Source organism: Vibrio kyushuensis (assembly GCF_050337325.1).
Lineage (GTDB): Bacteria > Pseudomonadota > Gammaproteobacteria > Enterobacterales > Vibrionaceae > Vibrio > Vibrio kyushuensis.
On the sequence record NZ_JAKJSV010000002.1, the window covers coordinates 287,177 to 313,993 of the forward strand.

Annotated in this window: 26 protein-coding genes; 18 read left to right on the plus strand and 8 right to left on the minus strand. The window is 42.6% G+C overall.

Annotated features, from left to right (window positions below):
- Nucleotides 1–108: 108 nt before the first annotated feature.
- Entirely contained in the window at nt 109–339 is a 231-nt protein-coding gene (locus L4D20_RS01280) for a hypothetical protein (RefSeq protein ID WP_428799753.1), read from the plus strand.
- 94 nt (nt 340–433) lie between these two features.
- Nucleotides 434–910 (plus strand): Lrp/AsnC family transcriptional regulator, encoded by a 477-nt coding sequence (locus L4D20_RS01285; protein ID WP_428800730.1) that lies wholly within the window; start codon nt 434–436, stop codon nt 908–910.
- 101 nt (nt 911–1,011) lie between these two features.
- Here the strand turns inward: L4D20_RS01285 and L4D20_RS01290 are convergent, their stop codons facing one another.
- Nucleotides 1,012–1,716 (minus strand): DUF445 domain-containing protein, encoded by a 705-nt coding sequence (locus L4D20_RS01290; RefSeq protein ID WP_428799754.1) that lies wholly within the window; start codon nt 1,714–1,716, stop codon nt 1,012–1,014.
- 270 nt (nt 1,717–1,986) lie between these two features.
- Between L4D20_RS01290 and L4D20_RS01295 the strand changes: the two genes are divergently transcribed.
- From L4D20_RS01295 to L4D20_RS01305, 3 genes are all read left to right on the plus strand, one after another.
- Nucleotides 1,987–2,940 carry a M23 family metallopeptidase gene (locus tag L4D20_RS01295; protein WP_428799755.1) on the plus strand — a complete coding sequence of 318 codons (954 nt, stop codon included), beginning with the start codon at nt 1,987–1,989 and terminating at the stop codon, nt 2,938–2,940.
- Nucleotides 2,844–3,359, plus strand: coding sequence for a bactofilin family protein (locus L4D20_RS01300; protein WP_428799756.1), 516 nt, complete (start codon nt 2,844–2,846; stop codon nt 3,357–3,359). Before L4D20_RS01295 ends, L4D20_RS01300 begins: the two co-directional genes overlap by 97 nt.
- Nucleotides 3,360–3,589: 230 nt before the next feature.
- The gene (locus tag L4D20_RS01305) at nt 3,590–4,759 is read left to right on the plus strand and encodes a tetratricopeptide repeat protein (protein WP_428799757.1); all 1,170 of its coding nucleotides are present in this window, start codon (nt 3,590–3,592) and stop codon (nt 4,757–4,759) included.
- Nucleotides 4,760–4,840: 81 nt separating this feature from the next.
- Here L4D20_RS01305 and L4D20_RS01310 read toward each other — a convergent pair whose 3' ends face one another.
- The 4 genes from L4D20_RS01310 to L4D20_RS01325 all read right to left on the minus strand — a co-directional run bounded on the left by L4D20_RS01310 (nt 4,841) and on the right by L4D20_RS01325 (nt 11,654).
- Nucleotides 4,841–5,299 (minus strand): CopD family protein, encoded by a 459-nt coding sequence (locus L4D20_RS01310; RefSeq protein ID WP_428799758.1) that lies wholly within the window; start codon nt 5,297–5,299, stop codon nt 4,841–4,843.
- Nucleotides 5,300–5,304: 5 nt separating this feature from the next.
- Nucleotides 5,305–6,636 (minus strand): sigma-54-dependent transcriptional regulator, encoded by a 1,332-nt coding sequence (locus tag L4D20_RS01315; protein ID WP_428799759.1) that lies wholly within the window; start codon nt 6,634–6,636, stop codon nt 5,305–5,307.
- A gap of 32 nt (nt 6,637–6,668) precedes the next feature.
- Nucleotides 6,669–9,194, minus strand: coding sequence for a PAS domain S-box protein (locus L4D20_RS01320; protein WP_428799760.1), 2,526 nt, complete (start codon nt 9,192–9,194; stop codon nt 6,669–6,671).
- 111 nt (nt 9,195–9,305) lie between these two features.
- Nucleotides 9,306–11,654 (minus strand): HEAT repeat domain-containing protein, encoded by a 2,349-nt coding sequence (locus L4D20_RS01325; RefSeq protein ID WP_428799761.1) that lies wholly within the window; start codon nt 11,652–11,654, stop codon nt 9,306–9,308.
- A gap of 390 nt (nt 11,655–12,044) precedes the next feature.
- Between L4D20_RS01325 and L4D20_RS01330 the strand changes: the two genes are divergently transcribed.
- The 6 genes from L4D20_RS01330 to L4D20_RS01355 all read left to right on the plus strand — a co-directional run bounded on the left by L4D20_RS01330 (nt 12,045) and on the right by L4D20_RS01355 (nt 18,808).
- A complete protein-coding gene (locus L4D20_RS01330; RefSeq protein WP_428799762.1) occupies nt 12,045–13,136 on the plus strand; it encodes a cytochrome-c peroxidase in 1,092 nt (363 codons plus the stop codon).
- Nucleotides 13,137–13,146: 10 nt separating this feature from the next.
- Nucleotides 13,147–14,391 carry a cytochrome-c peroxidase gene (locus L4D20_RS01335; protein ID WP_428799763.1) on the plus strand — a complete coding sequence of 415 codons (1,245 nt, stop codon included), beginning with the start codon at nt 13,147–13,149 and terminating at the stop codon, nt 14,389–14,391.
- Nucleotides 14,388–14,987 carry an arsenate reductase (azurin) small subunit gene (locus tag L4D20_RS01340; RefSeq protein WP_428799764.1) on the plus strand — a complete coding sequence of 200 codons (600 nt, stop codon included), beginning with the start codon at nt 14,388–14,390 and terminating at the stop codon, nt 14,985–14,987. Before L4D20_RS01335 ends, L4D20_RS01340 begins: the two co-directional genes overlap by 4 nt.
- Nucleotides 14,988–14,989: 2 nt before the next feature.
- On the plus strand, nt 14,990–17,686 hold the full coding sequence (locus tag L4D20_RS01345) for an arsenate reductase (azurin) large subunit (protein WP_428799765.1): 2,697 nt from the start codon (nt 14,990–14,992) through the stop codon (nt 17,684–17,686).
- Between the two features lie 114 nt (nt 17,687–17,800).
- Entirely contained in the window at nt 17,801–18,112 is a 312-nt protein-coding gene (locus tag L4D20_RS01350) for a c-type cytochrome (RefSeq protein ID WP_428799766.1), read from the plus strand.
- A 186-nt stretch (nt 18,113–18,298) separates the two neighbouring features.
- Entirely contained in the window at nt 18,299–18,808 is a 510-nt protein-coding gene (locus L4D20_RS01355; protein ID WP_428799767.1) for an RNA methyltransferase, read from the plus strand.
- Between the two features lie 48 nt (nt 18,809–18,856).
- Here the strand turns inward: L4D20_RS01355 and L4D20_RS01360 are convergent, their stop codons facing one another.
- Nucleotides 18,857–19,756 carry a LysR family transcriptional regulator gene (locus tag L4D20_RS01360; RefSeq protein ID WP_428799768.1) on the minus strand — a complete coding sequence of 300 codons (900 nt, stop codon included), beginning with the start codon at nt 19,754–19,756 and terminating at the stop codon, nt 18,857–18,859.
- Between the two features lie 104 nt (nt 19,757–19,860).
- Here L4D20_RS01360 and L4D20_RS01365 point away from each other — a divergent pair, with 104 nt between their 5' ends.
- Nucleotides 19,861–21,243 (plus strand): MATE family efflux transporter, encoded by a 1,383-nt coding sequence (locus L4D20_RS01365; protein ID WP_428799769.1) that lies wholly within the window; start codon nt 19,861–19,863, stop codon nt 21,241–21,243.
- Nucleotides 21,244–21,277: 34 nt separating this feature from the next.
- Complete coding sequence (locus tag L4D20_RS01370; RefSeq protein ID WP_428799770.1) at nt 21,278–21,505, plus strand: hypothetical protein; 228 nt, start codon at nt 21,278–21,280, stop codon at nt 21,503–21,505.
- A 79-nt stretch (nt 21,506–21,584) separates the two neighbouring features.
- Here L4D20_RS01370 and L4D20_RS01375 read toward each other — a convergent pair whose 3' ends face one another.
- Nucleotides 21,585–21,935 (minus strand): DUF3316 domain-containing protein, encoded by a 351-nt coding sequence (locus tag L4D20_RS01375; protein WP_428799771.1) that lies wholly within the window; start codon nt 21,933–21,935, stop codon nt 21,585–21,587.
- A gap of 538 nt (nt 21,936–22,473) precedes the next feature.
- Here L4D20_RS01375 and thrS point away from each other — a divergent pair.
- The 4 genes from thrS (at nt 22,474) to rplT (ending at nt 25,652) form a co-directional block, all read left to right on the plus strand.
- Entirely contained in the window at nt 22,474–24,402 is a 1,929-nt protein-coding gene (thrS, locus tag L4D20_RS01380) for a threonine--tRNA ligase (RefSeq protein WP_428799772.1), read from the plus strand.
- 65 nt (nt 24,403–24,467) lie between these two features.
- Nucleotides 24,468–24,956 carry a translation initiation factor IF-3 gene (infC, locus tag L4D20_RS01385; RefSeq protein ID WP_427916962.1) on the plus strand — a complete coding sequence of 163 codons (489 nt, stop codon included), beginning with the start codon at nt 24,468–24,470 and terminating at the stop codon, nt 24,954–24,956.
- Nucleotides 24,957–25,063: 107 nt separating this feature from the next.
- Nucleotides 25,064–25,258 (plus strand): 50S ribosomal protein L35, encoded by a 195-nt coding sequence (rpmI, locus tag L4D20_RS01390; RefSeq protein WP_428799773.1) that lies wholly within the window; start codon nt 25,064–25,066, stop codon nt 25,256–25,258.
- Nucleotides 25,259–25,298: 40 nt separating this feature from the next.
- Nucleotides 25,299–25,652 carry a 50S ribosomal protein L20 gene (rplT, locus tag L4D20_RS01395; RefSeq protein WP_017034714.1) on the plus strand — a complete coding sequence of 118 codons (354 nt, stop codon included), beginning with the start codon at nt 25,299–25,301 and terminating at the stop codon, nt 25,650–25,652.
- 65 nt (nt 25,653–25,717) lie between these two features.
- Here the strand turns inward: rplT and L4D20_RS01400 are convergent, their stop codons facing one another.
- Entirely contained in the window at nt 25,718–25,879 is a 162-nt protein-coding gene (locus L4D20_RS01400; RefSeq protein WP_428799774.1) for a CCGSCS motif protein, read from the minus strand.
- Nucleotides 25,880–26,104: 225 nt separating this feature from the next.
- Between L4D20_RS01400 and L4D20_RS01405 the strand changes: the two genes are divergently transcribed.
- Nucleotides 26,105–26,803, plus strand: coding sequence for a pseudouridine synthase (locus tag L4D20_RS01405; RefSeq protein WP_428799775.1), 699 nt, complete (start codon nt 26,105–26,107; stop codon nt 26,801–26,803).
- Nucleotides 26,804–26,817 lie beyond the last annotated feature (14 nt).

Consider the following 26,817-nt stretch of genomic DNA (forward strand, 5'->3'; position numbering starts at 1 on the left):
TTTTGAACTTCGCTCACGTTTTTCAAACTAATGTTTGGGTCAATTGAACTTACACATACACAATGTGTCAATTATCAATAACCCTATTATTGTTCTGGAGAAATGAAAATGTCGAAGGTCTACTGCAATTGTTGTCGCAAGCCAACTCACCACAAAGTTGTTATGAAGCGTTGTCAGTCAGAGAAACAAGAATCGACATTTCAAGGAATTCAAATGCTGTTTACCAGCTTATTCCAAGGCGATCATTACGTAAAAATGGAAAAGCAGGGTTTTTGCCGTGACTGCAATAGTCGTTCAGAATTAACGGCTACCAATTTTTCAGATATAAGAGTGATCTAAGCCACGCTCTAACGCTGATTGTGCATGTGTTTAGCGTTAACTAGGTCTGCTTAGTATATTATCAAAATCAAGTTTGATAGGTATGCGTATGAAAATGGACTTAGATCGAATTGACCGCGAAATATTAAGAACGCTTCACCTTAAGGGGCGTTTGTCGGTAGTAGAACTGGCAAAGCAAGTAAACCTCACCACCTCACCGTGTTCAGACCGTGTTAAGCGCCTTGAAAAAGAGGGCTATATAAACGGTTATCATGCTGAACTAAACCCTGAGAAACTAGGGTTAGATGTGCAAGTATTTATCCATATCCGTCTCGACCAGACAAGCTTCTCTATCTTTGAAAAGTTTTCAGATGCCGTATCCGTTATGCCTGAAATAGAAGAATGTTATTCGCTATCAGGTGATTTTGACACCATGATAAAAGTGCGTGTAAAAGACATGAAAGCATATCAAGTCTTTATGTCGAGCAAACTGGGGACTTTACCCGGAGTGATTCAAACACGAAGTGAAGTGGTTATTGAAGAGCATAAGCATGGCCTTGGTGTTAACCCTGAGCTGCTTTCGACGTTATAAGCCTTTAACTAAATAAACTCGTTTCGATATGAAAGAAAAAAGGAAAATACCTGAATATTTTCCTTTTTAAGTTTAAGTTGTTTTTTTGATTGGCCGTTTTGTTAAAGGACCAATGAAGAAATGATACCGATAAGACCACCAAGAATACCACCCCAAACGACAAGCCAACCTAAATGGGTTTTGATCATGGTTTGAACCATAGATTTAACCAGTTGAGGCGTGAGCTCATTAAGTCTTTGGTCGATGATATTTTCAATGTTGGTGGTGATCTCACTCATCATTTCTGGTGATTCAAATTGTTCTTTAATAGCTTGCTTAACCGTATCGCTTTGGCTGATTTCAACAACCGATTGCTGCATTTTTTCAACAAACGGTTCTTTGAGTGGGACTAATGCTTCTGTACCACCAAACATCGCTAACATTCCGCCAAATGAAGAGTTTGCGATAACCTCAACGAGTGAATCAAACGTTGGGTTGAAGTCTATCTTCTCAAGTATTGGTTCGAGGTTTAGAGATTTATCTCCGGCCATCTCTTTATTCAAAAAGCGATCGATGTTCTCTTCTGTAAAAAACTGTTCCATCATGAGCGTTTTTATCGCAGCTTTAAATTCTTCAAAGCGAGCTGGGATGATACCTGAGCCATAAAGCCCGGGTACCTTTTCAAATAGCATGTGCACAGCGAGCCAGTTAGTGACTGCTCCAGAGAAGGCAAACAGCCCAGCAAAAAAGATGATGTCGTTATCGAAGTAGTAACCACCGATAAGAATAATCAGCGCGATTAGGTTAGTAAGTAAGCTTTTGTTCATAGTTTTCGCGAAAAAGTAAATTATGGGCCGATATTAAGAGATCTTTTACCAATAAAAAAGGGTAGAAGTGCTTTTGTCCCTAAAGGATGAAAAATAGTTAGAATTTATAAAAACTTATGTCAATTAAATGCAAAACTCGACTAGTAACAAGTCACATAGTTGGCAATAAAGCTGTGAGGTTGATGTAATCATAAACAGGACTTTGTTTTGTTAAGCTGACTTGTTTGCTAGAATCCTGATAATTTTTTAAGCAATTGCACTGATGGAAGTATGGAAGAAAGAGTAGTAGTTTCAGTTTCGTCTATTCACGGAACTCGACATTTTCATTTAGGAAAGTGGATCCGCCACTTTCTAAAAGGGCTAGGCTATTTCTCGTTAATTGCGATTGTAGTGACAGCAGGTGTGATCTATCACCTGGTAGATGAGGTCGACTTTGCTAAGCTTAAGCAACGTGAGCTAGAAACAAAGTCAATGTCATTGACGGAAGAGGTCTCATCTCTTCAAGAATTAAAGCTAAGTCTGGAGAGTGACCTAGTGGTTCGTGAAGAACGTATGAACTTGGTCTCAGATAGGTTGGGAGACTTGGAAAAGGTTCTCGGTATGAGTGATACTGAGAACGAATTTGAACTGGAGTCACGCTTAGACACAGCAGCGATTACATCTTCGGTCAGAATGGTGATGTTGACTCAGATTCCAAGCGGTGCGCCTGTTCATAACGCTCGAATTTCGTCAGGATACGGGAAACGAATACACCCAGTGACGGGTGTGGTTAAAACACACCGTGGACAAGATTTCGCTGTGAATACTGGAACGCCAGTTTACGCACCAGCTGACGGTGTCGTTGAGGTCACAAGACCAAGTAATAAAGGTTCGGGTAATTTTCTTCGACTTCAACACAGTTATGGATTTACCAGTTCTTATTCACATTTAAATAAATTTTTGGTTAAAAGTGGCGATTTTGTTCAGAAAGGGGACTTAATTGCTCATTCAGGAAATAGTGGATTGTCTTCAGGTCCACATTTACATTATGAAGTTAGATTTGTTGGTCGTGCATTAGATCCTAGGCCCTTCGTGGATTGGGGTGTGGATGAATTTGAGACCATATTCAGTAAAGTAAGAGGTATCCGATGGGAATCTTTAGTAAACAAGGTCGAGTTAAGAGTCAGCAGTCAGCTACAACTGTCATCGCAAAAGGCTGTTCGATTGAAGGACAACTCAGGCTAGAAAGTGATCTACAAGTTGATGGTGCTGTGGATGGTGAAATCCGTGCAGAGCATACATTAACAATTAGCGAAACGGGCATTGTTAGCGGAGAAGTCTACGCAGAACGTGTTCTAGTGAATGGAAAGTTTGAAGGTACTTGTCACGCTGAGACAATTGAAATCCTTGCTCGCGGTAGTGTCGTTGGTACCATTTACAGCGATAACCTCAGCATTCAACCTGGCGGTAAATTTACCGGTGTGACTCACGCGACACCTGAACAACAAGTTGTTGAGCTTAGCGATGCAAAAAAGTTGGCTGACAATAACGTTGTGGAAAACAAAGTTGTTGAGAATAAGCTAGCTGAAAAGAAAATCGCCGATAAAAAAATGGCTGAAAAAAAAATAGCTGAAAACACTCGTCAGTGCAGTAACGCTAAGTAATCGATCTTTTTACTACTCAATACTATCCAAACCTCGCAATTATGCGGGGTTTTTTGTTGAAATACTCCCTAGAAATTGTCTATGTGGTATTTTAAACGCAAGACTATAGATAAGGTTCTTTTTCATATATCTACGTATAATTGAATTAGAGAAAGTAAAAAGTGTCGGTATTTCTCAATATTTTCATCTAATGACCGATAACTAAGCATCATAATATAAGAATTCGACGTATGAGTATTATAGGGATTGCGATTGGCGCAACCGGTTTATCATTGATTCTAGCCTTTCTGTGGATGCTTTCACTATCACTTCGCAGGAAGAGACTAGACGAAGAAAGAAAGCAACGAGAAGTGGCTTATCGTAAAGCGCTAGAAAAGTCTCGCCAGCTAGAAAGACAAGAACGTTTAGGTAAAGCTGAAAATGGTCATATTCCCACTATTCTTTTTCTAGCGAAAGAAGCGGAAAGAACAAACGTAAAAGAAGCATTGTATTGGTACGATAAAGCCGCTGAACTTGATAACGTAACGGGCATGTACGGTGTTGTTCGAATAAGTCAAAAAATGCGTGAAGACCTTATTCTCAAAGAAAAATCGAAGTTTTGGCAAACTTGTATCACAGCACTAGAAGGCAGTACCAAAGCCAAATTTGATATGGGGATGGCCTTGTTGAAAGGTAAGGGGACAGCGATTAATGTAGATAAAGCTTTGGAGATGATTCGAAACTCGGCGGAAGACAAACACCTGCCTGCAATACTATTTATGGGGGATTGGTGTACTTCACCAACTAACCCAATGCCTAGCCCGAAAGATTCAAATTTCTGGTACACAAAAGCTTCAAAGTTAAATAGTTCAGAAGGGCGGATGAAACTTGGTCTTAACTATTTGAATGGCATTGGGGTCGGTGTAGATCATAGTAAAGGGTGTTATTGGCTAGAGCGCGCTGCTGAAAAGGGTCATGCCCAATCTATGTATCACGCAGGAGAGGCTTGGATTGATAGAGGAAAAACAGGCAATGCTATAGCCTATATTTGGTTGTTTTTGTCAGCGCACTTTGGATATGAACCTGCGAAAGTTTTGAGGGATAAAGTTGGAGGCAACATTGGTGTAGATTCAGTTGTTGGCCTTCAATCACTTGCTAAGCCATTGATCCAAAAGATCACCGCAAAGAAAGTGGGTAAACATTCAATCATTAAAGCTCTGAATAAACTGTATAAGCGCGGTGTCTACCTTCCTGAGAAGGCTGTTCGAGTTGGTGCAGAGACAGAAACTAACGATACGAGTATGGCTGTTCCAGTCGAAAGTCATTCAGAAAAACTGGATGGAACAGAAAACAGCGCGAGCAGTGAGGTAAGTCATGATTTTGATTATTCTACGAATCAAATGGATAAACCAATAAACTAACGCTCACTGCGTATCGAGGGTAGATGAATTTAGATGCAATCGCGAGATTAAACTCGCGGTTGGTATTCGTATTTAAAACGGTTAATAAAACCACCCTGTCCTAAATGATACGCCGACTACTACAAATAAAATCGAAATTATGGTGACAGGAATGATATGCCATGCCATTAACGGCAGGGTTTCTTTTCCTAATTTAGGGTCACTTAGTTTCGGAACAACACGAAATCGAGCGCTTAGAGCAAAACAGAAAGTAACGAGAAGCAAAGTTAGCTTTAGCCAGATGACATGAATCAATGGATTGGAAAAGTCGAGCCAAAGCATAAAGTCTGGCGCTTTTTGGTAGGCAAGAGAAACCCCTGTCACTATTTGTATTATGAGTGCAGGCATGCCGATTTTTTCGAATACAGACTCGAACTTAAGCAGTTCTTCGGGGCTTTTTTCTTTGAGGATCCTTGGCAGAACGACGAATGCCAATACAATGTGCCCTCCAGTCCAAATGGTGGCACCTAAAATATGTAACAGTAATAAAAATCCAAACACCTGAGTTATCCTTCACTTTTTTCTAAAATTCGTTGCAGTCTTGGCCTGCTAATTTTGAGAATATCGCAAGCTTTCCCTTTATGACCAGAAACACTATTGAGCACACGTAATACGTGGTGGTATTCGTTATTTTGCAGGCTAAGGTTTGGTTCTTCAAATAGTTTATTCTGGTTTAGTTCAACTGTAGGTTTAAGTTCAGCAAATAGGTCAGCGCTAAGTATATTACCCGGACACAGAGCTATCGCTTTGGTTAAGGTGTTTTCTAACTCTCGAACATTACCCGGCCAATGGTATTGGCATAGCAGCTCCATGGCATCAAGCGCCACTTTAGCCACTTTTGTACCCAGCTCTTTATTGGCGCGAGCGAGTAAGGCTGGAATGAGATCTTCTAGGTCTTCACGTCGATCTCTAAGAGGTGGAATGTGAATACGCACAACTTGTAGGCGGTAGAAGAGATCTTCTCGAAATTCTTTGTCTTTGATCGCTTGCTCAAAGTCAACATTGGTTGCCGAGATGATTCGAGCAGACGTTTTTACGGTTTGTTTAGCCCCAATTGGTGTGAACTCTTTCTCTTGTAACACTCGCAGTAATTTGGCCTGAATTTGCGGAGTCAATTCACCCACTTCATCGAGAAACAGTGTGCCCTTGTTGGCAAGTTCAAATTTACCGGGCTGGTCAGAAACTGCACCTGTAAACGCCCCTTTCTTATGGCCAAACATTTCTGACTCTAATAGGTTTTCAACTAGGGCTGCACAGTTGAGAGCAACAAAAGGTGAGGTGGTTAATCTTCCTGCATTGTGAATGGCTCTGGCGACCATCTCTTTGCCTGTACCTGATTCACCGGTGATCATAATTGAAGCGTTAGTTAAGGCGACACGGCCTATGGTCTTGTAGACCTCTTTCATTGCATGAGAAGACCCCACCATAGAGTGGCCAAAGGCTTCAGGTATAATGACGGCATCAAGGTCATTGGAGGCTTGATATTCAAGCGCTTTAATCACGGCCTGATCAAGCTCATCAATATCAATCGGCTTGTGGATATATTCATCCGCCCCTTTTTGCATTGCTTGAATGGTGCTGTCCATGTCATGAAAGGCGGTGATCATGATCACTCGAGCTTCTGAGCATGCAGCCTTAAACTCGGGCAGCCCGTCAATCCCTGACTTTCCCTCCATGCGAATATCTAAAATAATCACATTTGGTTGCAGTGATAGCGCAAGTTTAACGCCGTCATCAACACAGTGTGCGATCTCAACGGTGTGTGATTGGCTTTGGTAATGGAGCTGTAAAGTTCTGCTAATACCAGAATCATCATCGACGATCAATATTTTACTCATGTCATTATTCTCGCAGTCCTTTGTTCATTAATTCATGCTTCTTGTACGTCTAAGCATTCTTGCTCATTTGTTGTTGGTGCAATTGTGGTTCGTGGTGGAGATGTTGGAATTCTAATTCTGGTTTGCGTGCCGGAAGGCATTATTGGACTTAAATGTATTTGCCCTTGGTGTGTGTCAATAATTCGTTTTACTATTGCGAGGCCGAGCCCAGTCCCTTTAGCTTTTGTAGTAAAAAAAGGTTCAAACACTTTTTCAGTTAAGCATGGATCAATGGACTGTCCGTTATTTTCGATGTCGATAAGAAGTTGAGTCGATGAATCTGTGATCATAATGTTAGTACAGACTTTCACCTGAGCTTTGTGCTTTGTGGTTGATTGCGAGGCTTGTATGGCATTGACCAAAACGTTTTGCATTGCTTGACGCAGTTTTATTGGGTCAGCATACACCGTCGGAAGATTTGGTTGGAATAACAAAAGCAGTTCAACGTTTGATTCTTGAGCCATCTTTTGCTGGCTTGCAATTAATGTTTCCAAAAGCTTATTTATATCGATCCATTCTGGTTTGAATTGATCGGGGCGAGAATACGTCAGTAGCTCTTCAAGTATCGCTTCCATATAGCGCACTTGCTCCAATGAAATATCAAACATCTCATTTTTCTCGTTACGAGCATGGATCTGCAACACCATTTTAATGGAGCTGAGTGGATTTCTAAGGTCGTGGGCAATCATGTTCACTACCTTACCGACTACAGCGAGTTTTTCGTGTTGAATGCGCTCTTTAGTTTGTCTTTCTACCTCTTTCGCAAGTCGCTTCTCTTCAGTAATGTCTTGTTTAACTGCAACGTAATAGAGTGGTCGACCTTCGACATCTTTTACTGGTGAAATGCGTGCTCGCTCCCAATAGAGTTCGCCATTTTGCTTTCGATTTTGAAACTCTCCACGCCATTCATTGCCGGTTTTAAGTGTTCGCCACAGTAATTCGTAACCTGAGTCAGGCATTTCTCCTGATTGTAAAAATTTCGGACTTCGGCCTATCACATCATCTCTTGAGTAACCTGTAAGTTCACAAAATACAGGGTTTACGTAGAGGATACTGCCATCAAGATCGGTCACCATCACAGAGTTTTGGCTTCTCTCTACAACATGGCTAAGCTGCTGTAATTGATCTTGGGCCATTTTTTGCTCAGTAACATCTTCCCCTAAAAGAGTGAGGCTTATAGATGCGTCATTGGATTCGGTAAAAGTCGATGTCCATGAGACCAGATGTATCTCTCCTGATTTACTTAATACTACGCTTTCACTGTGCGGCTGATGAGCTTGATGGCGAATGGCTTCTGTTAGTGCTTCTTGAGCCTGAGCCTGCAGGCGTTTAGGGATAAATCGTTCAATCCAATTAAATCCAACTACCTCGTTTTTGCTGTACCCCACCATATTCAAAAAGAAATCATTACAGAAGGTTATGACTCCTTTATGGTTGATACTCACTGCTGCTAGTTGAATGTTTTCTAACGTGTGACGAAATTGCTGTTCATAGCGCTGTTGTTGTCTTAGGTATCGAGTATGAACTCGGTAACGGCTAAATGAGATCGTGGATATGGTGGCGATGAGCAAAGCCAAAGCGTATAGCAAGGAGTACTGATTGCTGAAGGCGAGACGAGAAAGATTAAAGCGGGCTGTTGGAAAAACCGAAACGACGGTCCAGTTACCATTGTTAGGAGCACTTATCTGGGCGTAGGTGTAGTAATCGGTTTCAAATAGGTTCTGCCCTTCACCTCTTTGCTTTAAAAGCTCTAAGGCTTCTGTAGAGATATCTCGATTGGCATTAATGGCAAAGTTGGCTTGCCCATTGTCGCTGGGGTGAATAACAGCAACGCCCTGTGGATTATAGAGATAGACATGATTGGTAAAGCTCGGCGCGACAGTAAAAAGCTTATTGATTAACTGGCTCCCTTTATAGTTGAGGATAATAACGCCGAGTCTCTTTCCGTTATTGTCAAATACAGGAGTACCAACACGTATGGTTGGCTTTAACGGTTTTTGGATCTCTCCGCCTTCAATATTGAGGTCCATTGGAGAGATATAAACTTGACCAGAACTGAGCTTGCTTGAATGTTGCCAGTAATATCGGTGGGCTTTGTTTTGCAACAGTGCCTGAGGCACCAAATTGATCATGCCATCGACATTGTTAATGCGAAGCTTTTCATCACCGAAGCTATCAATGTAGCGAATTTGGTCGTAGTTATGGTTATTAGAGCTTAACTGGCTAAAAAACTCGGCTAATGCTTGAGTTTGATTGGAGTTGGTAGAGATCAGTTCACTGGTAATATACGACAGGTTTTTCGCATCGGCGCTCATTCTAACGAGAGTTTCACCAAGTACTTCTTTAATCAAGTCGACAATCACACGCTCATTATGTAGAGCGTATTGTTTGTCGTTCTCTACGCTAAGTAAGTAGTGAAAGCTCATAATTACAGCGAGAGCAATATACGCAGGGATCGCCCATATTAACCATTCGGTAATAAAAGCGCGTTTTGTTGGTACGTTGATATCGTTATCCATAACGTGAATCCCTGAGAATATAGCATTGATAATACTAATGAAATGGGAGGCGAACATCTGTGTCGTCTCCCATCTTTTTTGGATTTAAGTTACAAGTTTTTTGATTAAGATTTAGGTTAGCATTTCACCCAATAATTTAATGGCGTTAGGTTGTCTTTGATCGGCAAGCGTCATGAGCTTTTGATTAATTAACATTAAGATCGGCAACTTAAAGCGTTTAAACATCGTATTAGCAACGCTGTGTGACTCTTCATCATTTAATGCCAGATTTAATAAAGGTTCTAATTGCTCAGGTGTAATTATCTCGTCTTTTAACCTTAAGCAGCAAAGTCTCAAGGCCTGCTTTCTGACACCGCCTGCAGGGTCTTGAAGTGCTTTATAGATTGCTATTTTAACTTCGTCTCTGTGAGTGAGCTTGATTTTATCTAGATGTAACTCCAAAGAATTTAGACAGGTTAAGCGAACATGTTCATTGTCATCATTAAGGCCAACGAGTAGTAATGGAATCGCCTTACTGGTTGGCATGGTTGATAGAAAATGGCCAGCGGCTTGTTTGAGTAGTGGATCGCCGTGATGGATTGCATTACCCGCTGCCCCAATGCCGTTATCGATCTGTTTATCTTTCTTGTTACGTTTTTTTTGTAGCGTTAATGCTTGGAATATTTCACGCATTTCATTGGGCTCTGCCCCTAGAATAGATTCAACTAACCACCGGGTGGCAAGTGGGTGATGCGATTGACCGAGAGCTTTAACCCCAATTAAGCGATTGTCTAAGTTAGGCAGTTTGGCAATTTTTCTGCGGTTCATATCTAGGTGTTCTGCGCTATCAAAGTGCGCTTTCACAATGTTCGCATAGTTCTCTAGATCCCCGTCTAGCTCTTCGACCATCTCAACGATATTTTTTTGCTGATCTTCATGCTTCTTATCACTGCTTTGATTAGGCTGAACCAAAACAGACTCGACGTTTGCTTGCTGGATCATCCCCAGAGTTGAGCTCGGAGAGTTAGTATTACTCATCGGCTCAGCAAATTTTTCGTTGTGTTCATCGAGCAGCGCAGCTAACTCTGCTTGCTGCGCTTCTTCGGCTGAAGATGTTTCTGATTCTTGTTTGTCGTCAACAACGTTAATGTCAATCGCATTTGGATAAGCTTGTGCACCAAAGAGTGTGGTTTTTAGCATATGTTCGCAGCTTGGATGAGCTGAATGGCTAAGGGTATCGAAACAAGCCTGTCGTATACTGGATTCGTAAAATGGATGGCCATTTTGTTCATCTTCACGATGAATGAACTTTTCTAGTAGAGTAAGTGAGCGCTCTTCATGATCTTGAAATAGGGGTAGTTGACGAATGAGCTGGATCTGAACATGTGTTTCGGCTCTAAGGTCGGCTAAGTGAGTAATAAGACAATCAAGTAGTGTGCCTTTATGCTGGGAATTAAAGGTAATGCTATCCCAGTGTGATAAAAGAGCAGTGAGAGAGTGTGGGTTCGAACTGTTGGCTTTTTCTACTATTCGATCAATGTCATTCACACTAAGTTGCTGATTAAGGCACAGCTTTAATAGTTCTGGGTAGGCATTTGAAGAAGCATTTTCCAAATATCCAATGAGACGCCCGGTATCTAGGTTGTCTACTTGAGAAAAGCTATCCAAGGCCAAGATAGCTTGCTGTTGAACAAGTGTTGAGTCGTCTTGTAAGCATTTCACAATATCCCAGAAATACTCGCTCGCTTGTTTATTAGCTAGAGCAGCAATGGATGTTTTTCGAATAACAGCATCGTTATCGCGTAAATGTTTATACAGAAAAGCTCTCGCTATCTGGGTGTTGGAATGATTGAGCGACTTAAGCAATTTACGCTTTTTCATCAATGGAGCATTTTCTAGCTCTTCGATGATCCAGTTAGGATCTAGCTTCGCAATACCGTTGTAGATAAGCGCTTCAAGTTCCGGCTCTGGATCAAGATCAAGGATCTGTTTCAGTAACGGTAAGCTATTTTTCGTTGCATGTTCTACTAACACTGAGACTGCTTTTATTTGGATATCCCACCAATCGTCCCAATCACTTGCTAGCCCCCATTGGTCGTTTTGTTGTCTGCCAAGGGCAAAGTCCTCAAATAATACTCTGACGCTTGCATTTGAAAAGTGGTGGCTAAGTGCATTCAACGCTGCTAGGCGAGCATCACCCTCTGGATGGTTTCTTGCTACATCTTCTAAAGCGGCAACATCACCACTATTTAGCTGGGCTAGCGCATTGACACAATCAACGACAACGTCTGGATCGGCATGATATAGGCTCTTGTTAAGTTCGGCATCGGCTGCTGCTATTTGACTTTGGCCAATTGCTCTTGCGCTGTAGCACTTCTGTGCTTCGTCTCCGCTGGCGAGTAATTCGATGAGTAACGATTGAGATTTTTGGTTAGCGGCTTCGATTTCCACTTCTTTTAGTTCAACATCATGCATTCTCATATCCCTATTCCTTGATTGATCTGCTGTTACTTATATTTCACTAGCTCTCTTTGCTTATATGCATTTAAGCAGTTTCCATGCCTACTCTGTTGGTGGCTGTATATTTAAATGAAAACAACAACTTAGTTGGGTGTTGCTGCGTAATGGTATCGATACTGAAGCAAGATTTAACGTTTCGTTCAGATTCACTATTGATAAATACCACAAAACGTTCAATTTCCACTGGTGAGACCTAGCTCACAGTGGCCGTAACTGGTTGTTTTTCCAGAATAAATGAGGCGATCAAAAGTTGGCTCAATTTATGCTCTAGCTAGCTTGGAAAAATATAAAAATGTTGCATAAGGAATTGGAACCGAGTGCAACGATAGCTGGAAGCTAAGGAGCATAACAATGAGAAAAATGCTAATCCTTGCTGCGACTGTAAGCCTCTCTTTTTCAACTTTAAGTCAAGCGGATACCAATCAGTTTGGACCGTTACCTGAAGTTAAAATAGATGCAGCAAAAGCAGAGTTGGGGAAACGCCTATTCTTTGATACTCGTTTATCGGGTAACACTGCGCTGTCGTGCGCATCTTGTCACAATCCAGAAAGTGGTTACTCATATCCAGAAGCATTGGCCCCCGCTTACACGGGAAGCAAAGGCTTTAGAAACGTGCCTACTTTAATTAATACAACCCACAAAAAAGTGTGGTTCCATGATGGTCGTATTGGAACTAACTTAAATGATGTAACGCGTGAAAACATTACCGAAGATTGGTTAATGAACATGGACATGCGTTTGATGCAAGAGCGTCTTAAACAAGACTCAACTTATGTGAAAATGTTTAAGGAAGCGGGCTATGGCGAGCCGTCTAATGGCAGTGTACGTAAAGCGATTCCTGAATACTTAAAAACTCTTACCTCGACACCATCAGCATTTGATACCCAGCAATTGAGTGATCAAGCGTCAACTGGCTTTGCACTATTTAAAGGTAAAGCAGGGTGTGCATCGTGCCATAACGGTCCACTATTTACCGATCAAAACCCTTACAACACGGGTGTACCAGAAAACTTCGATATCTTCCGTGATCCTAGTCGTCACCATACGTTCATTGCATTTAACATGTTTATGGGTAATGAAAATTACATGAACTTAAAACGTGACGTTGGTGCGCATGTTCAGACGCACAAAGCAGATGGCACAGATATGGGTAAGTTCATCACTCCAACATTGCGTGAACTCAAATACACCGCACCTTATATGCATAACGGCATGCTTGAGAGTTTGGCTGATGTCGTGGCGTTCTATAACCATGGAGGTGGTGATGATTCAAATAAAGATCCGCGCATTAAACCGCTTAATCTAACGTGGAAAGAGCAAAAAGCCTTGGTGGCATTCTTGGAGTCGTTGTCTGGTGAGCCATTGACGACTGAAAAGCATGTTTGGATGAAGTCTGACTACAACTATGAGCTGATCACTGATTGGCGCAATGTGAAGAATTAAGGAGGACAGCATGAAAACGAATGCAATCAGCTTGTCTGCAATGGCTGCGATGTTATTGACCATCACTGCATTGCCAGCTTGTGCGAAACAAGAAGCGAAAGAGGTTGAAACGAAAATAACGGCTGAAGAAGTAGCGGCAGCGTTACCTGCAATTGAGCTCGATGGGAAGCAGTATCCAGCATTAGCTCCGTTAGGTGAAGTTCCGACACCTTTAGATAACCCGACAACACCTGAAAAAGTGGCATTAGGATATCAACTGTTTTTCGATGGCCGATTAGGTGGGGATATGTCGTCGCCATGTTCTGCTTGTCACAATCCTGCGCTGGGTTGGGATTTTCCAGCGGATCTATCACTTGGTTACCCTGGCACGGTTCACTGGCGTAATAGCCAGACCATTGTTAACTCGGCTTACTACCAAAAGCTGTTCTGGGCGGGATCTTCTAAGTCGTTAGAAGGTCAGGCGAAAAGTGCAGCAAAAGGCGGCGTAGCGGGTAATGGTGAAGACGACATCATGGAAGCGCGTTTGGCACTCGTGCCCGAATACGTCGAACAGTTTAATGACATCTTCGGTGATAACTATCCAAAAGTCAGTAATGCATGGAAAGCCATCGCAGCCTTTGAACGTACTTTGGTTCAAAAAGATACCCCATTGGACAAATACCTTCTCGGTGATAAATCAGCCCTGAGTGAGCAGCAACTTGCAGGTAAAACTTTGTTTGAAGGTAAAGCGAAGTGTATTGCTTGTCATAACGGTGCACTCGCATCGGATCAAAAAAACTACAACGTAGGTGTGCCAACAAACTTGCGCTGGGAAAACGATCCATTGGCACAAATTACTTTCCGTTACGAGCTATATGCTAAAGGCTCTAACGAGAAGATGTACCGTGAAACTAAGGCTGATCCCGGTATTTATTTCCGTGGTAAGCGAAAAAACATGAAAGGTAAATTCCGTACACCAAGTATCCGTTACACCAAATACACTGCGCCATTCATGCATAACGGAACCATTGCAACACTCTCTGACGTCGTGGATTTCTATGACCGTGGTGGTGTAGCCGCTGATGGTCGCTCAACGGATTTCCCTCAAACTAAGAGCCCGTTAGTGACACCTCTTGGGTTATCGGCAGAGGAAAAGTTGGATTTACTCGCGTTCCTCGATGCCTTCTCTGGAGAGAAGCTTGTTATGGACTATCCGGTAATACCTGAAGATAAACGTCTGTTCAGCGAGGAAGAGCTGATGGAGGTGAAAAAATGAGTATCGACAAAGATAAATCAAATAACAAAGAGAGTGCGTCGGAACATCGCAAATGCATGATGTCACGAAGAGACTTCTTAATGTATTCAGGCGCAACTGCCGGAACGGCAAGTGTCATGTCATTAACGCTCTTCCCGGGTACAGCCCAAGCACAAGGAACTCAAGCTCGAGTTGTAGGTTACCCAAGAAAGTTATTGGGCAAGTTAAGTGAGCTTAAAGAGAACGAACCTATGTATTTTAACTACCCAGACGATGGCCCTAATTCACAAGGTCTACTCGTTAAGATGGGTGTGCAAGCGGGTGGGGGTCTTGGGCCTAAGCAAGATGTTGTTGGCTTTTCATTAATGTGTACGCACCAAGGTGGACCTATGAATGGCCAGTACAAAGTCGTTGGCGAGCATCGAGTGTTAGGTCAGTGTCCTTTCCACTTATCGACCTTTGATATGCGTCGTCACGGCATTATCGTCTCAGGCCAGGCTTATGAAAGCTTACCTCAAGTGCTTCTTGAACTTGATGGTGATGAGATCTATGCCGTGGGCATTATGGGGCTGCTATTTGGTCGAACGGATAACATCATTGCGATGCAGGAGGCGTAACAATGACCACTAACTTTTATATTCCAGAAGATCACGCTCCGCTTCCCCCTAAGAATGCCGATGTGATCACAACCGCTTGTGACTATTGTGTCGTTGCTTGTGGTTATAAGGTTTACCGTTGGCCGTTAGAGCAAGCCAATGGTGGACAAAAGGCTGATGAAAATGCATTTGGAATTAACTTTCCAAGTGCGCCTCTTCAAGCGTGGGTTGCACCTGCTCAGCATAATGTAGTAATGCACGAAGGCAAACCACATAACGTTATTGTTGTACCCGATAAAGACACCAAAGCCGTAAACAAAATGGGCGATTCGTCTATGCGGGGTGGCTTGTTGGCTCAAAAACTCTATAACCCGTCAACGGGTACACGTGACCGTTTGACTCAGCCACTGGTTCGAATCGGTGGTAGCTTACAACCTGTACCTTGGGACTTTGCGTTAGATATCGCCGCAGAGGTTGGTCAGCATGTTATTGATACTCACGGCACTAATGCATATGGCGTAAAAACTTTCTCATATCAGTATATTGAGAATACATACGCGATCACCAAGTATGCACTTCGCCATGTGAATACAGCTAACTTTACCTTCCACGATACCCCATCAGATGTAACGTCAACACCGGGTTTCCGTGACGCGGGTTTTGATAACTTTGGTCCAAGTTACGATGATTGGGGCGCTGCTGACACCTTGATGATTTGTGGTACCGACCCATACGAAACGAAAACCATTATTTTCACTCAGTTCATTATGCCTGCAGTTCAACGCGGTATGAAAACAGTCATGCTGAACCCACGTGAAACGGCTGGTATTGCGTGGCTTAAGAAACACGGTGGCTTGCATATCGACTTAAACCCAGGTTCCGATAACTTGGTTGTTGGGGCGATTATCCGAGTGATCCTAGAAAATGGCTGGGAAGACAGTGAGTGGATCCAAAACTGGGTAAACAATAAATGGGAATCCAGTTCCGGCTTTGGTCAAGGTACTCGTAACACACCTTGGCAATGGCGCACCACTTGGGGCAAGTTCCAAACCGATGGCTTAGAAGGCTACAAAAAATGGAACTTCGATCAGAAAGAGTTTGATCCAACCTACGCAGCTGGAATGGCCGGTATAGATGTCGATAAGATCTATAAAGCAGCAGAAATGTTGGCTAAACCAGTCGATGGCGTACGACCTAAAACCTCTATTGGTATCGAAAAAGGTTTTTACTGGTCTAATAACACGGGTAACACCAACGCTATCTCTTCACTTGCGACCATTGTTGGCGCGGGTGGACGGGAAGGTCGCGTTGTTGGTCGTTTCGGTGGTCACCAACGTGGAGGTCAATCAGGAGGTAAACTGCCAAGAAACAAGTCACCAGAGAAAGTACCGGGACGCCGTCGTCGTTCGATAGATACTGACCGTTATTTGTACTCAGGTCATACTCGGTTTGCGCATGTTATCGGCACAACGTGGATCCAAGCGATGTGTGGCAGCCAAGGTTTGCAGAAGAAATTCTGGGAGTTGGTTACTGCCAATCCACATCAGGTCTATAGCTACGATAAGCAAGAGATCATTGATACGCTGAAAAAACGAGCGGATTCAGGCGGTATGGTAGTTATTAACCAAGATATCTATCTGCGCGATCCTATTGGGGCCAAATTTGCGGACATCGTTTTCCCAGCAGCAACATGGGGTGAAGAGGATTTCATGCGTGCTAATGGTGAACGACGTTTACGTTTGTACCAGAAATTTGCAGATGCGCCGGGTCATGCAAAACCAGATTGGTGGATCATTTCCCAACTAGCGACCCGTATGGGTTATGACGGTTTTGATTGGAATAACTCGAACGACGTGGCTGAGGAAGCATCTCGCTTTAGTCGCGGTAGTCGTAAAGACTTCCATATGATCAAGGTGGCTGCTCACGCAGAGGGTAAAACTCTGCATGAAAAGCTCAGAGAATATGGGACGGATGGTATTCAAGGGCCGGTGTTCTATAACTACGACACCAAAGAGCTGGTTGGCACCAAGCGTCTACATGACACTGAAATGACTCAAGCTGAGTTAGACAAAAAAGGGTTAGCGGATGGTCCGCAAGGCGCCAATGTATTGAAGAAACAGCTCACCGGGTTTAACAGCCAAACAGGTAAGGTCAATCTGCAGAAACACCCTTGGGATCTGTTTAGTGATTTTTATGCATGGCTGCAACCGAAAGAAGATGAGTTGTGGTTCTCGAACGGTCGAATCAATGAGATTTGGCAGTCAGGTTTTGATGATGTTGAGCGCCGTGCTTACGTTATTCAACGTTGGCCTGAGAACTGGGTTGAGATACACCCTGAGGATGCCAAGAAACGTGGTATCGAATCTGGTGATCAGGTGATGATGTACTCCGATCGTGTCGCTAACTTCAAAGACACTATTTTGGGTGTTCATGGTGACGACTTTCAGTTCAGTAGCCTGATGAAAAATGGGCATATTAAATTGGATAAGGCCGCTGTAACTGCTGTTGCTATCGTGACTCCAGCAGTTAAGCAAGGCGCGCTTTACGCCAATATGATTGATATGCGCCAACCCTCTAACTCACTGACAACACGTGTTGTTGACCAAATCAGTGGCAACTATAACTTTAAGATCGGGGTCGCCAATATTAAGAAGCTTGGTGAATCCAAATATAAAAATGAGTTCCGTGCATTCTCGTTTGCACCAAGGAATATCGTTTAATAAAGGAGCATAGCTAAAGGGAGGCGCCGAATGTGTAGGGCATTCGGTGCTTTTTCTTTTTTTGATTCAATAATCATATGTTGTCTAAATAATAAAAGAGACAAGGAGAAATCAATGAAAAATGGTCTAGCCTTAGTAATCGCAGCGTCTGTTCTTGGGCTTGCAGCTTCGGGTTCAGCGATTGCAGCAGATGCCAGTGCAGGTAAAGCAAAGGCGGGCACTTGCATAGCGTGTCATGGTGCAAATGGCATTTCACCAATGGATTTATATCCAAATCTAGCGGGTCAAAAAGCAGGGTATTTAGTCAAGCAGATGAAGGCGTTTAAAGACGGCAGCCGTAAAGATCCAACTATGAACGCAATGGTCGCTGCATTAAATGACGATGATATAGCCAATATTGCGGCGTTCTATGCTGAGATGAAATAAGCCTTTACTTCATCATTTCGTTTAAGTGTCTTGGCAGCTTTGTGGTGAAGCTGCCTTTTTTATTGTCTTGCTTCATCTTCCACAATAAATATCCTTTTGCTAGAATGCCGCCTCAAATTTGTAACCTGTTTCGATATGCTCAAGCAGTGTGTCACCAAAGCCACTTGTAGGCTGTAGAGATCAATTATGACAAAATCACGCGTTACCATTGGGCTGACTAACCCTAAAAGCCCATCAAATGTTGGTGCAGTAATGCGTGCAGCAGGGTGCTATCAAGCGGACGAGGTTCAATATACCGGTCAGCGCTATGAAAAGGCCTCTAAGTTTCAAACTGACACAAAAAACATAACCAGTAAGATTCCGTTGAATGGCGTGGATTCATTTCTCGATAATCTATCAGAAGAGACTCACATTGTTTGTGTGGATTTTGCAGAAGGTGCAACACCACTACCTGAGTTCGATCACCCTGAGAATGCGATTTATATTTTTGGTCCTGAAGATGGTTCAATTTCTCAAGACGTAGCAGATAGAGCGCATCATGTGGTCTACGTACCAACCATTGGTTGCATGAACTTAGCCGCTTCTGTCAATGTTCTGCTATATGATCGCCTTGCTAAGTCGCCTACCATAGATACGAGTGATACGTTAATTAAATCAAGCCGTGATAATCGCAATCACCTTGTTGTGAAAGGCTAACTCGCGAAAATAGATATAATGTCGCCAAACGTAATCGCCGAGTACAACTTACTCGGCTGATTGAAAGAAAGTTTTAGCCAGTTCATCACACCACTTTTTAATGTGTTGAATGGTACTGCTCTGTTCTTGACCTATCTGATGGAAATAGCCAAACCCAATCCTTACATCGTTAGCTAAAATATTGCTCTCTAACTTAGTCAACTTCACTTTATTCACTTCATCGTTTGCATAATCATTGGGTAAGATCGCCCAGCCATCGTTTTGTAAAAGGTGGACAATAAGACGATTGCTGCTGACCTGCCGTGTCTGAGATGAGAACTCTTTAATAATGCCATCAGCCTCCCATGCATTTTCGCTAAGGTACTGAGTCTCAAATTGCCCATCTTCAAGTGTAAACACAGCTTTGTTCGCTAATCGGGAATGTTTGCCGACATACAAGCCGTAGGATATGTACCCAAGCAATGTAAATTGCAAAGGATATTCAGGTTCAACTCGATTTCGGGTCGGTAAAATAGCGAAATCTAATGTTCCTTTCGCAATTAAAGGAACACCCTTTAGGCGAGTGGTTTTTCTCCAATGTACAGTTAGGTGTGGATACTTGCCATGTAGTCTTCGTTCTAGCTCCGCAATAAACTCGAACGGAAAGTCAGCGTCATATCCAATATTGATGATGCTTTTAGGCGTGGTGTATATAGATTTACTGTATTCGGTCAGCTTGGAGTTCTGTCTAAGAACTAAGTAAGCCTGTTTCACTAATTCAGTTGCGTAGGGAGTGGGGTGAGCTTTTCTCCCTTGGATCTCAAATAAAGAGAAACCAAGGTTGTCCTCGTATGATTTAACCAACTCTCTAATTGTAGTTCGGTCTTTATTTAGCTTACGCCCCGCAGCGCTATACGATTTTTGCTCAAAAACGGCAATGAAAGCGTGAAGTTGCTCTAAAGTATGCATGAATTGCCCTCTCTTGAACGTAATACCCCTGCATAAGTGGGTTTTAATGTTGAATCATTCGAATCATAATTGCGAGCGATTTTTATTTTAGCTGGAATGGTATTGTGTCGACTTCTTATTTAGCAGAGCAAAAAAACAGGTGGTTTGATAAGGCATTACTCGTCAGTATATTGAGTATTGCGATTCCTGTTACCTTGCAAACCATCCTTTTTTCAAGCAAGGGATTGATTGATCTGATTATGATCGGTCAGTTGTCTGAGCAGGATATTGCAGCCGTCGGTGTGGCGGGTCGTGCTTTGTTTGTCGCAACGATATTATTGTCGGGTGTTACAACGGGTGGGGCGATGCTAGCCGCGCAATATTTTGGTGCCAAAGACTACCTTGGTGTTACTCGTAGTATTGCGCTGAGTTGGATGATGGCATCGGTTGCCGCTCTTATACCATTAAGCCTGTTTTGGCTGGTTGGTGATTTTATCATTGGGCTCTCTTCTTCATTGGAGCTTGTTCAGCAACTCGGTCATGAATATCTTCAAATCACCGGATTGAGTCTTTTTTGTGTCGCCTTTTCGGGCAGCATCGCGGCGGGTCTGCGTTCAGCTCATCAAGCGTCTACGAGCACATGGCTTAGTGGGATTGGTGTAGGTCTTAATATCTTTTTAAACTGGGTACTGATCTTTGGTCATTTTGGAACTCCAGCTTTAGGTTTGAAAGGGGCGGCTATTGCAACGGTGATTAGTAGCGTCTTAGAAGTATTGATTACCATTGCCTACCTGCGTTATCGCAAGCACATATTGTGCTTTGGGATTAAGGACTTAAAAGCCGCACTTTGTTCAAAGCGCATTCGTCAGTTTACAAAGCTCGCATTTCCAACAACGGTGAATTTCCTATTATGGTCAGCGGGCTTATTTGCATATACCGCCATTATGGGTAGAAGTGGTGAACAGGGGTTAGTGGTATTTGCTGTTATCACGCCAATTGAGGCGTTTTCACTTAGCTTCTTGGTTGGTATTGCAAATGCGTCTTCTGTCATTGTTGGCAATCAACTTGGTGCTAACAAACCAGAAGCGGCTTATTCGTTGGCGATACAATTTACCATCATTGCATTTTTTGTCACCGTAGCAGTTTCTCTCGGACTGTACCTTTGTAAAGACCTAATTCTTGGAATGTTTGGGGCATTAGAAGAGGACACAAGGCAGTTAGCTGACAAGTTCTATTCCATTCTTTGTATTGGCATCATTTTGCGATCTCTTCCGACGACAATGGTTATTGGAGTCTTACGTGCTGGTGGGGATGTGAAGTTCTGTTTGTATCAAGATTTGTTTACCCAATGGCTGTTTGGTATTCCGCTAGCTGCGATTGGCGCGCTTGTTCTAGGGTTTACCCCTGATATTGTCTTTGCAATGTTTTTCCTAGAAACAATATTTAAATGGTTTGCTTGTATCTACCGATTCCGCAGCAAAAAGTGGATTAATTGTTTAGCAGATTAACTGATTGTTAGATTGAATTTATAAGGTTATTACTATGAATATTATGAGTTTATATGAAGCGTATGGTGTGACGATTGCGTTGGCTGTGTTTTTGGCAATCTATGTATTTATCCATATCAAATACATTCGCCATCATGAAGCGCATAAACGCTTCTTAGCTGCGCTGTGGGAACTGATGAAAAACACTATTCACGGTGAGCATATCCGTACCATGGGCTACAAGCACGAAAAAGAGCAACAAAAAAACGGAGAAAAAAACTAGCATTTTCAACCTAATGTTTGCTATTAGAATTTTAAACAAAAGCCCCAGATAATCATTTATCTAGGGCTTATTGGATTTATCAGCTATTACGGCTTTCGCGGTATTTATATTGATAATCAACTTCCACAACTGCGCGGTATTGTATTTTTCCACGCTCCTCAGAAAACTCTTCGATGGTTACCTTTGTGTTCGTGACCTTTACCGTTGGGCGCTGAACATTGTTTTCATAAATCGGCAACTCTTGCATAAGTTGATTAGTCGGCATTGCTTTGAACTCGTCCATGAGGTCATACCCTGCGTAATAGGCTTGTTCTTGTGTTTCAAACGCATCTGTTTTGAACTTGGCTTCAGAGGCTTGAGTGTTCACTGCAGCAAAGCTGGTTGAGCTAACCATAAGTGTTGCGATAAGTAGGATTTCTTTTTTCATCATAATTCTCCGGTGAATTCTTCTATCTACAAGATAAGAGGGAAATGTCCAATGAGTTGGCACAATCGATACTACGCATCGCCTTGTAAGGGGTCAGTCAAGCTAAGTAAGTTTTCGTCTAGTTTTCGTCTAGTTTTCGTCTAGTTTTGGTAATGGGTTTACTGACGTTGATTGCCTGTATGTTAAAGCGTTGTGTGCACAGCAGTGAATGTCAGCATGGCAACAAAATTAGGAATGTAGTTCATTAGAAGTTGGTGATAGATGATTTACGTATCGTGAGATATGCGACTTTTGTTATCGAAGAAAACTTATCTAGCGTAATCACTCGCTAACTTACACAGGTTTATGCCGAGTGATAAATTGTGACATGGATTGTTATTTTATCTCTTTGAGTTACAATGCGCGTTCGTATTTTTTTAGGTACATTCGTATTTGTATCGACATCAATATTGAACTCTAATTTAGACATGTTTTGTTGCTAACAAAACATATTACTGAACATGTGTTGCTTGGTATGCAACACCACTGTAAAGGACAAACAATGCCTATTATTACTCTTCCTGACGGCAGTCAGCGCCCATTTGAAAACCCTGTATCAACTTTAGACGTTGCTCTATCTATCGGACCTGGTCTTGCTAAAGCAACCATCGCCGGTCGTGTAGATGGTAACCGTGTTGATGCTTGTGATCTTATTGAAAATGACGCTAGTCTAGAAATCATCACAGCTAAAGATGAGAAAGACGGTCTTGAGATCGTTCGCCACTCATGCGCTCACTTACTGGGTCACGCTGTAAAGCAACTTTTCCCAGAAGCTAAAATGGCGATTGGTCCGACAATCGACAATGGCTTCTATTACGATATCGATTTAGAGCACTCTTTAACGCAAGACGATCTAGATAAGATCGAAAAGCGTATGAAAGAGTTGGCTAAGACTAAATATCAAGTTGTTAAAAAGACGGTTAGTTGGCAGGAAGCACGCGATGCATTTGAAGCTCGCGGCGAAACGTACAAAATTGAAATCTTGGATGAGAATGTTTCAAAAGACGATCGTCCAGGTCTTTACCACCATGAAGAATACATCGATATGTGTCGTGGTCCACACGTTCCACATATGGGTTTCTGTCAGCACTTTACTCTACTTAACGTAGCGGGTGCTTACTGGCGTGGTAACAGCGACAACAAAATGCTTCAACGTATCTACGGTACGGCTTTCCACGATAAGAAAGCTCTTAAGGCGCACTTAACGCGTCTTGAAGAAGCTGCTAAGCGTGATCACCGTAAAATTGGTAAGCACTTAGACCTTTTCCACATGCAGCAAGAAGCGCCGGGTATGGTGTTCTGGCACCATAATGGTTGGTCTATCTTCCGCGATCTAGAAGTGTTTATTCGTGAGAAACTGACAGAATACGATTACCAAGAAGTAAAAGGTCCATTAATGATGGATCGCGTTCTTTGGGAACGTTCAGGTCACTGGGATAAATACGCTGAAGCAATGTTCACAACCTCTTCTGAGAACCGTGAATACGCAATTAAGCCAATGAACTGTCCAGGTCACGTTCAGATTTTCAACCAAGGTTTGAAATCCTACCGCGATCTACCGCTACGTATGGCTGAGTTTGGCTCATGTCACCGTAACGAACCCTCAGGCGCACTACACGGTATCATGCGTGTACGTGGCTTTACTCAAGATGATGCACACGTATTCTGTACTGAAGAACAAGTACAGCAAGAAGTGAAAGCGTGTATTGAGATGGTTTACGATACTTACACAACGTTTGGTTTTGAAAACATTGTTGTGAAACTATCTACTCGTCCTGAACAGCGTGTTGGTTCTGATGAAATGTGGGACCGTGCTGAGGCCGATCTAAAGCTTGCTCTAGAATCTATGGATATCGCTTTCGAAATCCAAGAAGGTGAAGGCGCATTCTACGGACCGAAAATTGAATTCACACTGCATGATTGTTTAGACCGTGCATGGCAATGTGGTACAGTTCAGCTTGATTTTGCATTACCAGAACGTTTGGGTGCAACTTATGTGGGTGAAGACAACGAGCGTCACACGCCAGTTATGATTCACCGTGCAATTTTGGGTTCTCTTGAGCGCTTCATCGGTATTCTTATCGAAGAATACGCTGGCTTCTTCCCAACTTGGTTGGCGCCAGAACAAGCTGTTGTCATGGGAATTACTGACAAACAAGCCGAATATGTGCAAGAAATTACAAAAAAACTGCAAAAAAGTGGATTTAGAGTAAAAGCGGACTTGAGAAATGAGAAGATAGGCTTTAAAATCCGCGAACATACTTTGAAACGTGTACCGTTCATGTTGGTTTGTGGTGACCAAGAAATGGAAGCCGGTGAAATCGCAGTTCGTACTCGTAAAGGCAAAGACCTAGGCAAATTTAAAGTGGATGACTTTATTTCATACATCCAAGCCGAAGTTTCAAGCCGTAAGCTCAATCTGGAGGAATAGCTATTAAAGGCGGAAGACGTGGCCAACAACCGGCCAAGCAAAACCAGCACCGTTTAAACGGTGACATTCGTGGCGTTCGTGAAGTTCGTCTAACTGGCGCTGACGGCGAAGCCGTTGGTGTAGTATCAATTGCTGAAGCACTTGAAGCTGCTAATGAAGCTGGTATGGATCTCGTAGAGATCAGCCCTAACGCCGAGCCGCCAGTCTGTCGTGTGATGGACTACGGTAAGTTCCTCTTCGAGAAGAGCAAAGCTGCGAAAGAGCAGAAAAAGAAGCAAAAGCAGGTCCAGATTAAGGAAATAAAATTCCGTCCTGGGACTGATATTGGAGACTATCAGGTAAAACTACGCAACCTGACTGGTTTCCTAGAAGACGGCAACAAAGTGAAGGTAACAATTCGCTTCCGTGGCCGCGAAATGGCCCACCAAAGCATCGGTGTTGACGTTCTTAATCGTTTGAAAGCGGATACTGAAGAATTTGCAGTAGTCGAATCTTTCCCAACGAGAATAGAAGGTCGCCAGATGATTATGGTATTGGCGCCGAAAAAGAAGTAATTAAAGGCCTTACAAGTAACTAAAATGCATCTGCTGTTTCAGTGGATGTGTTTTGTTCGCCCTGATTACTATGTTATTAACTACTCAACAATGCGGAGTTATTCATCATGCCTAAGATGAAAACCAACAAAGGTGCTGCTAAGCGTTTCCAGAAAACTGCTGGTGGTATTAAGTTCAAGCACGCTGGTAAACGTCACATCCTGACTAAGCGTACTACTAAGAACAAGCGTCAACTACGTCCGAATGCAATCCTTCCTAAATGTGAAGTGGCTGCTGTTCTACGTATGATGCCATACGCTTAATTCTTTTTAGTTTAATAATCGTTTATTTAGGAGAAGCATAATGCCTCGCGTAAAACGTGGTGTACAAGCTCGTGCACGTCATAAGAAAGTTCTAAAACAAGCTAAAGGTTACTACGGAGCACGTTCACGTGTTTACCGCGTAGCTTTCCAAGCAGTTACAAAAGCTGGTCAATACGCATACCGTGACCGTCGCAACAAGAAACGTCAATTCCGTCAACTTTGGATTGCTCGTATCAATGCTGCGTCTCGTCAAAATGGTCTGTCTTACAGCCGTTTCATCAACGGCCTTAAGAAAGCGTCTATCGAAATCGATCGTAAGATCCTTGCTGATATCGCTGTATTCGACAAAGCTGCTTTCGCAGTACTAGTTGGAAAAGCTAAAGCTGCTCTTTAATTAGCAGTTATAGTTACGAAAAAGGAGAGCCTCGGCTCTCCTTTTTTATTGCGTCAAATATTTTCCTAAGAGCATGATCCACAACAGCCTGTTGGAGAGTCGTACTTTGTTTTTTTCTCTTCTTTAGTTTCTTCAACTGAACGATTCTCTGCACTCGCTTCTTGTGTTTGAACTGCTTTAGCTTCTTCGTCTTTCCCTGAAAATATTTTTTTGATAGAAAATGTCATTTTGGATTCCCGATAAACTGATTATGTGGTGATTACGAAATCAAAATACCAGACTAAAACACTCGGGTATTTGTTCGTGATCAATGTTGCATGTAAATTATTTATATTGGGAGTGCAATCATTGCATTGACTAATCATTACACTTGCTAATCATTGCTATCTATTGCTAACAGTCTTCAGGTAAGGATAATGCGGTAGCCCATTCACTGGAATATAGTAGTCGTTATGCGTCTTGATAAATTTGTATGTAAAAGCACTGAGTTCGAAAAATGTGAAGCCTTAAAACAGATCTACTCAGGGTGTGTCAGCGTGAATGGTGAGGTGATTACAGATGAGGCTACTCAAGTCCATGAAAATAATGAAATTAAAATGAATGGCATTCGATTGGAAGCTCGCGACTTTCGATACATCCTCATGAACAAGCCTTCAGGAACGATATGTTCAAATATTGATGAAGCGTATCCCTCTTTATTCAATTACATAGACGTCGACAAAGCATCTGAGCTTCACATTGCGGGGCGTTTAGATGCGGATACGACAGGATTGGTTCTGATTACAGATGATGGTAGGTGGTCGTTTAATATCACTGTGCCGAGTAAATTGTGTAAAAAGGTCTATCGGGTTAGTTTGTCGAAAGCGATAGCTGAAGATGTTGCACACAAGTTTGAACAGGGCATTAAACTACAAGGAGAGAAGCAGCTGACTGCTCCGGCTATTTTAAGGATCATTAGTCCTCAAGAGGTGCTGCTAACAATAACTGAGGGAAAGTTCCACCAAGTAAAGCGTATGTTCGCGGCGGTTGGTAATCGAGTTGTTTCACTACATCGCGAAAGCATTGGCGAGGTCTTGCTTGATGTGGGTGTTGGTGAATGGCGATATTTGACGGCGGATGAAGTAAAGTCGTTTAATAATCATAATGGTTAATTTAAACAGTTATG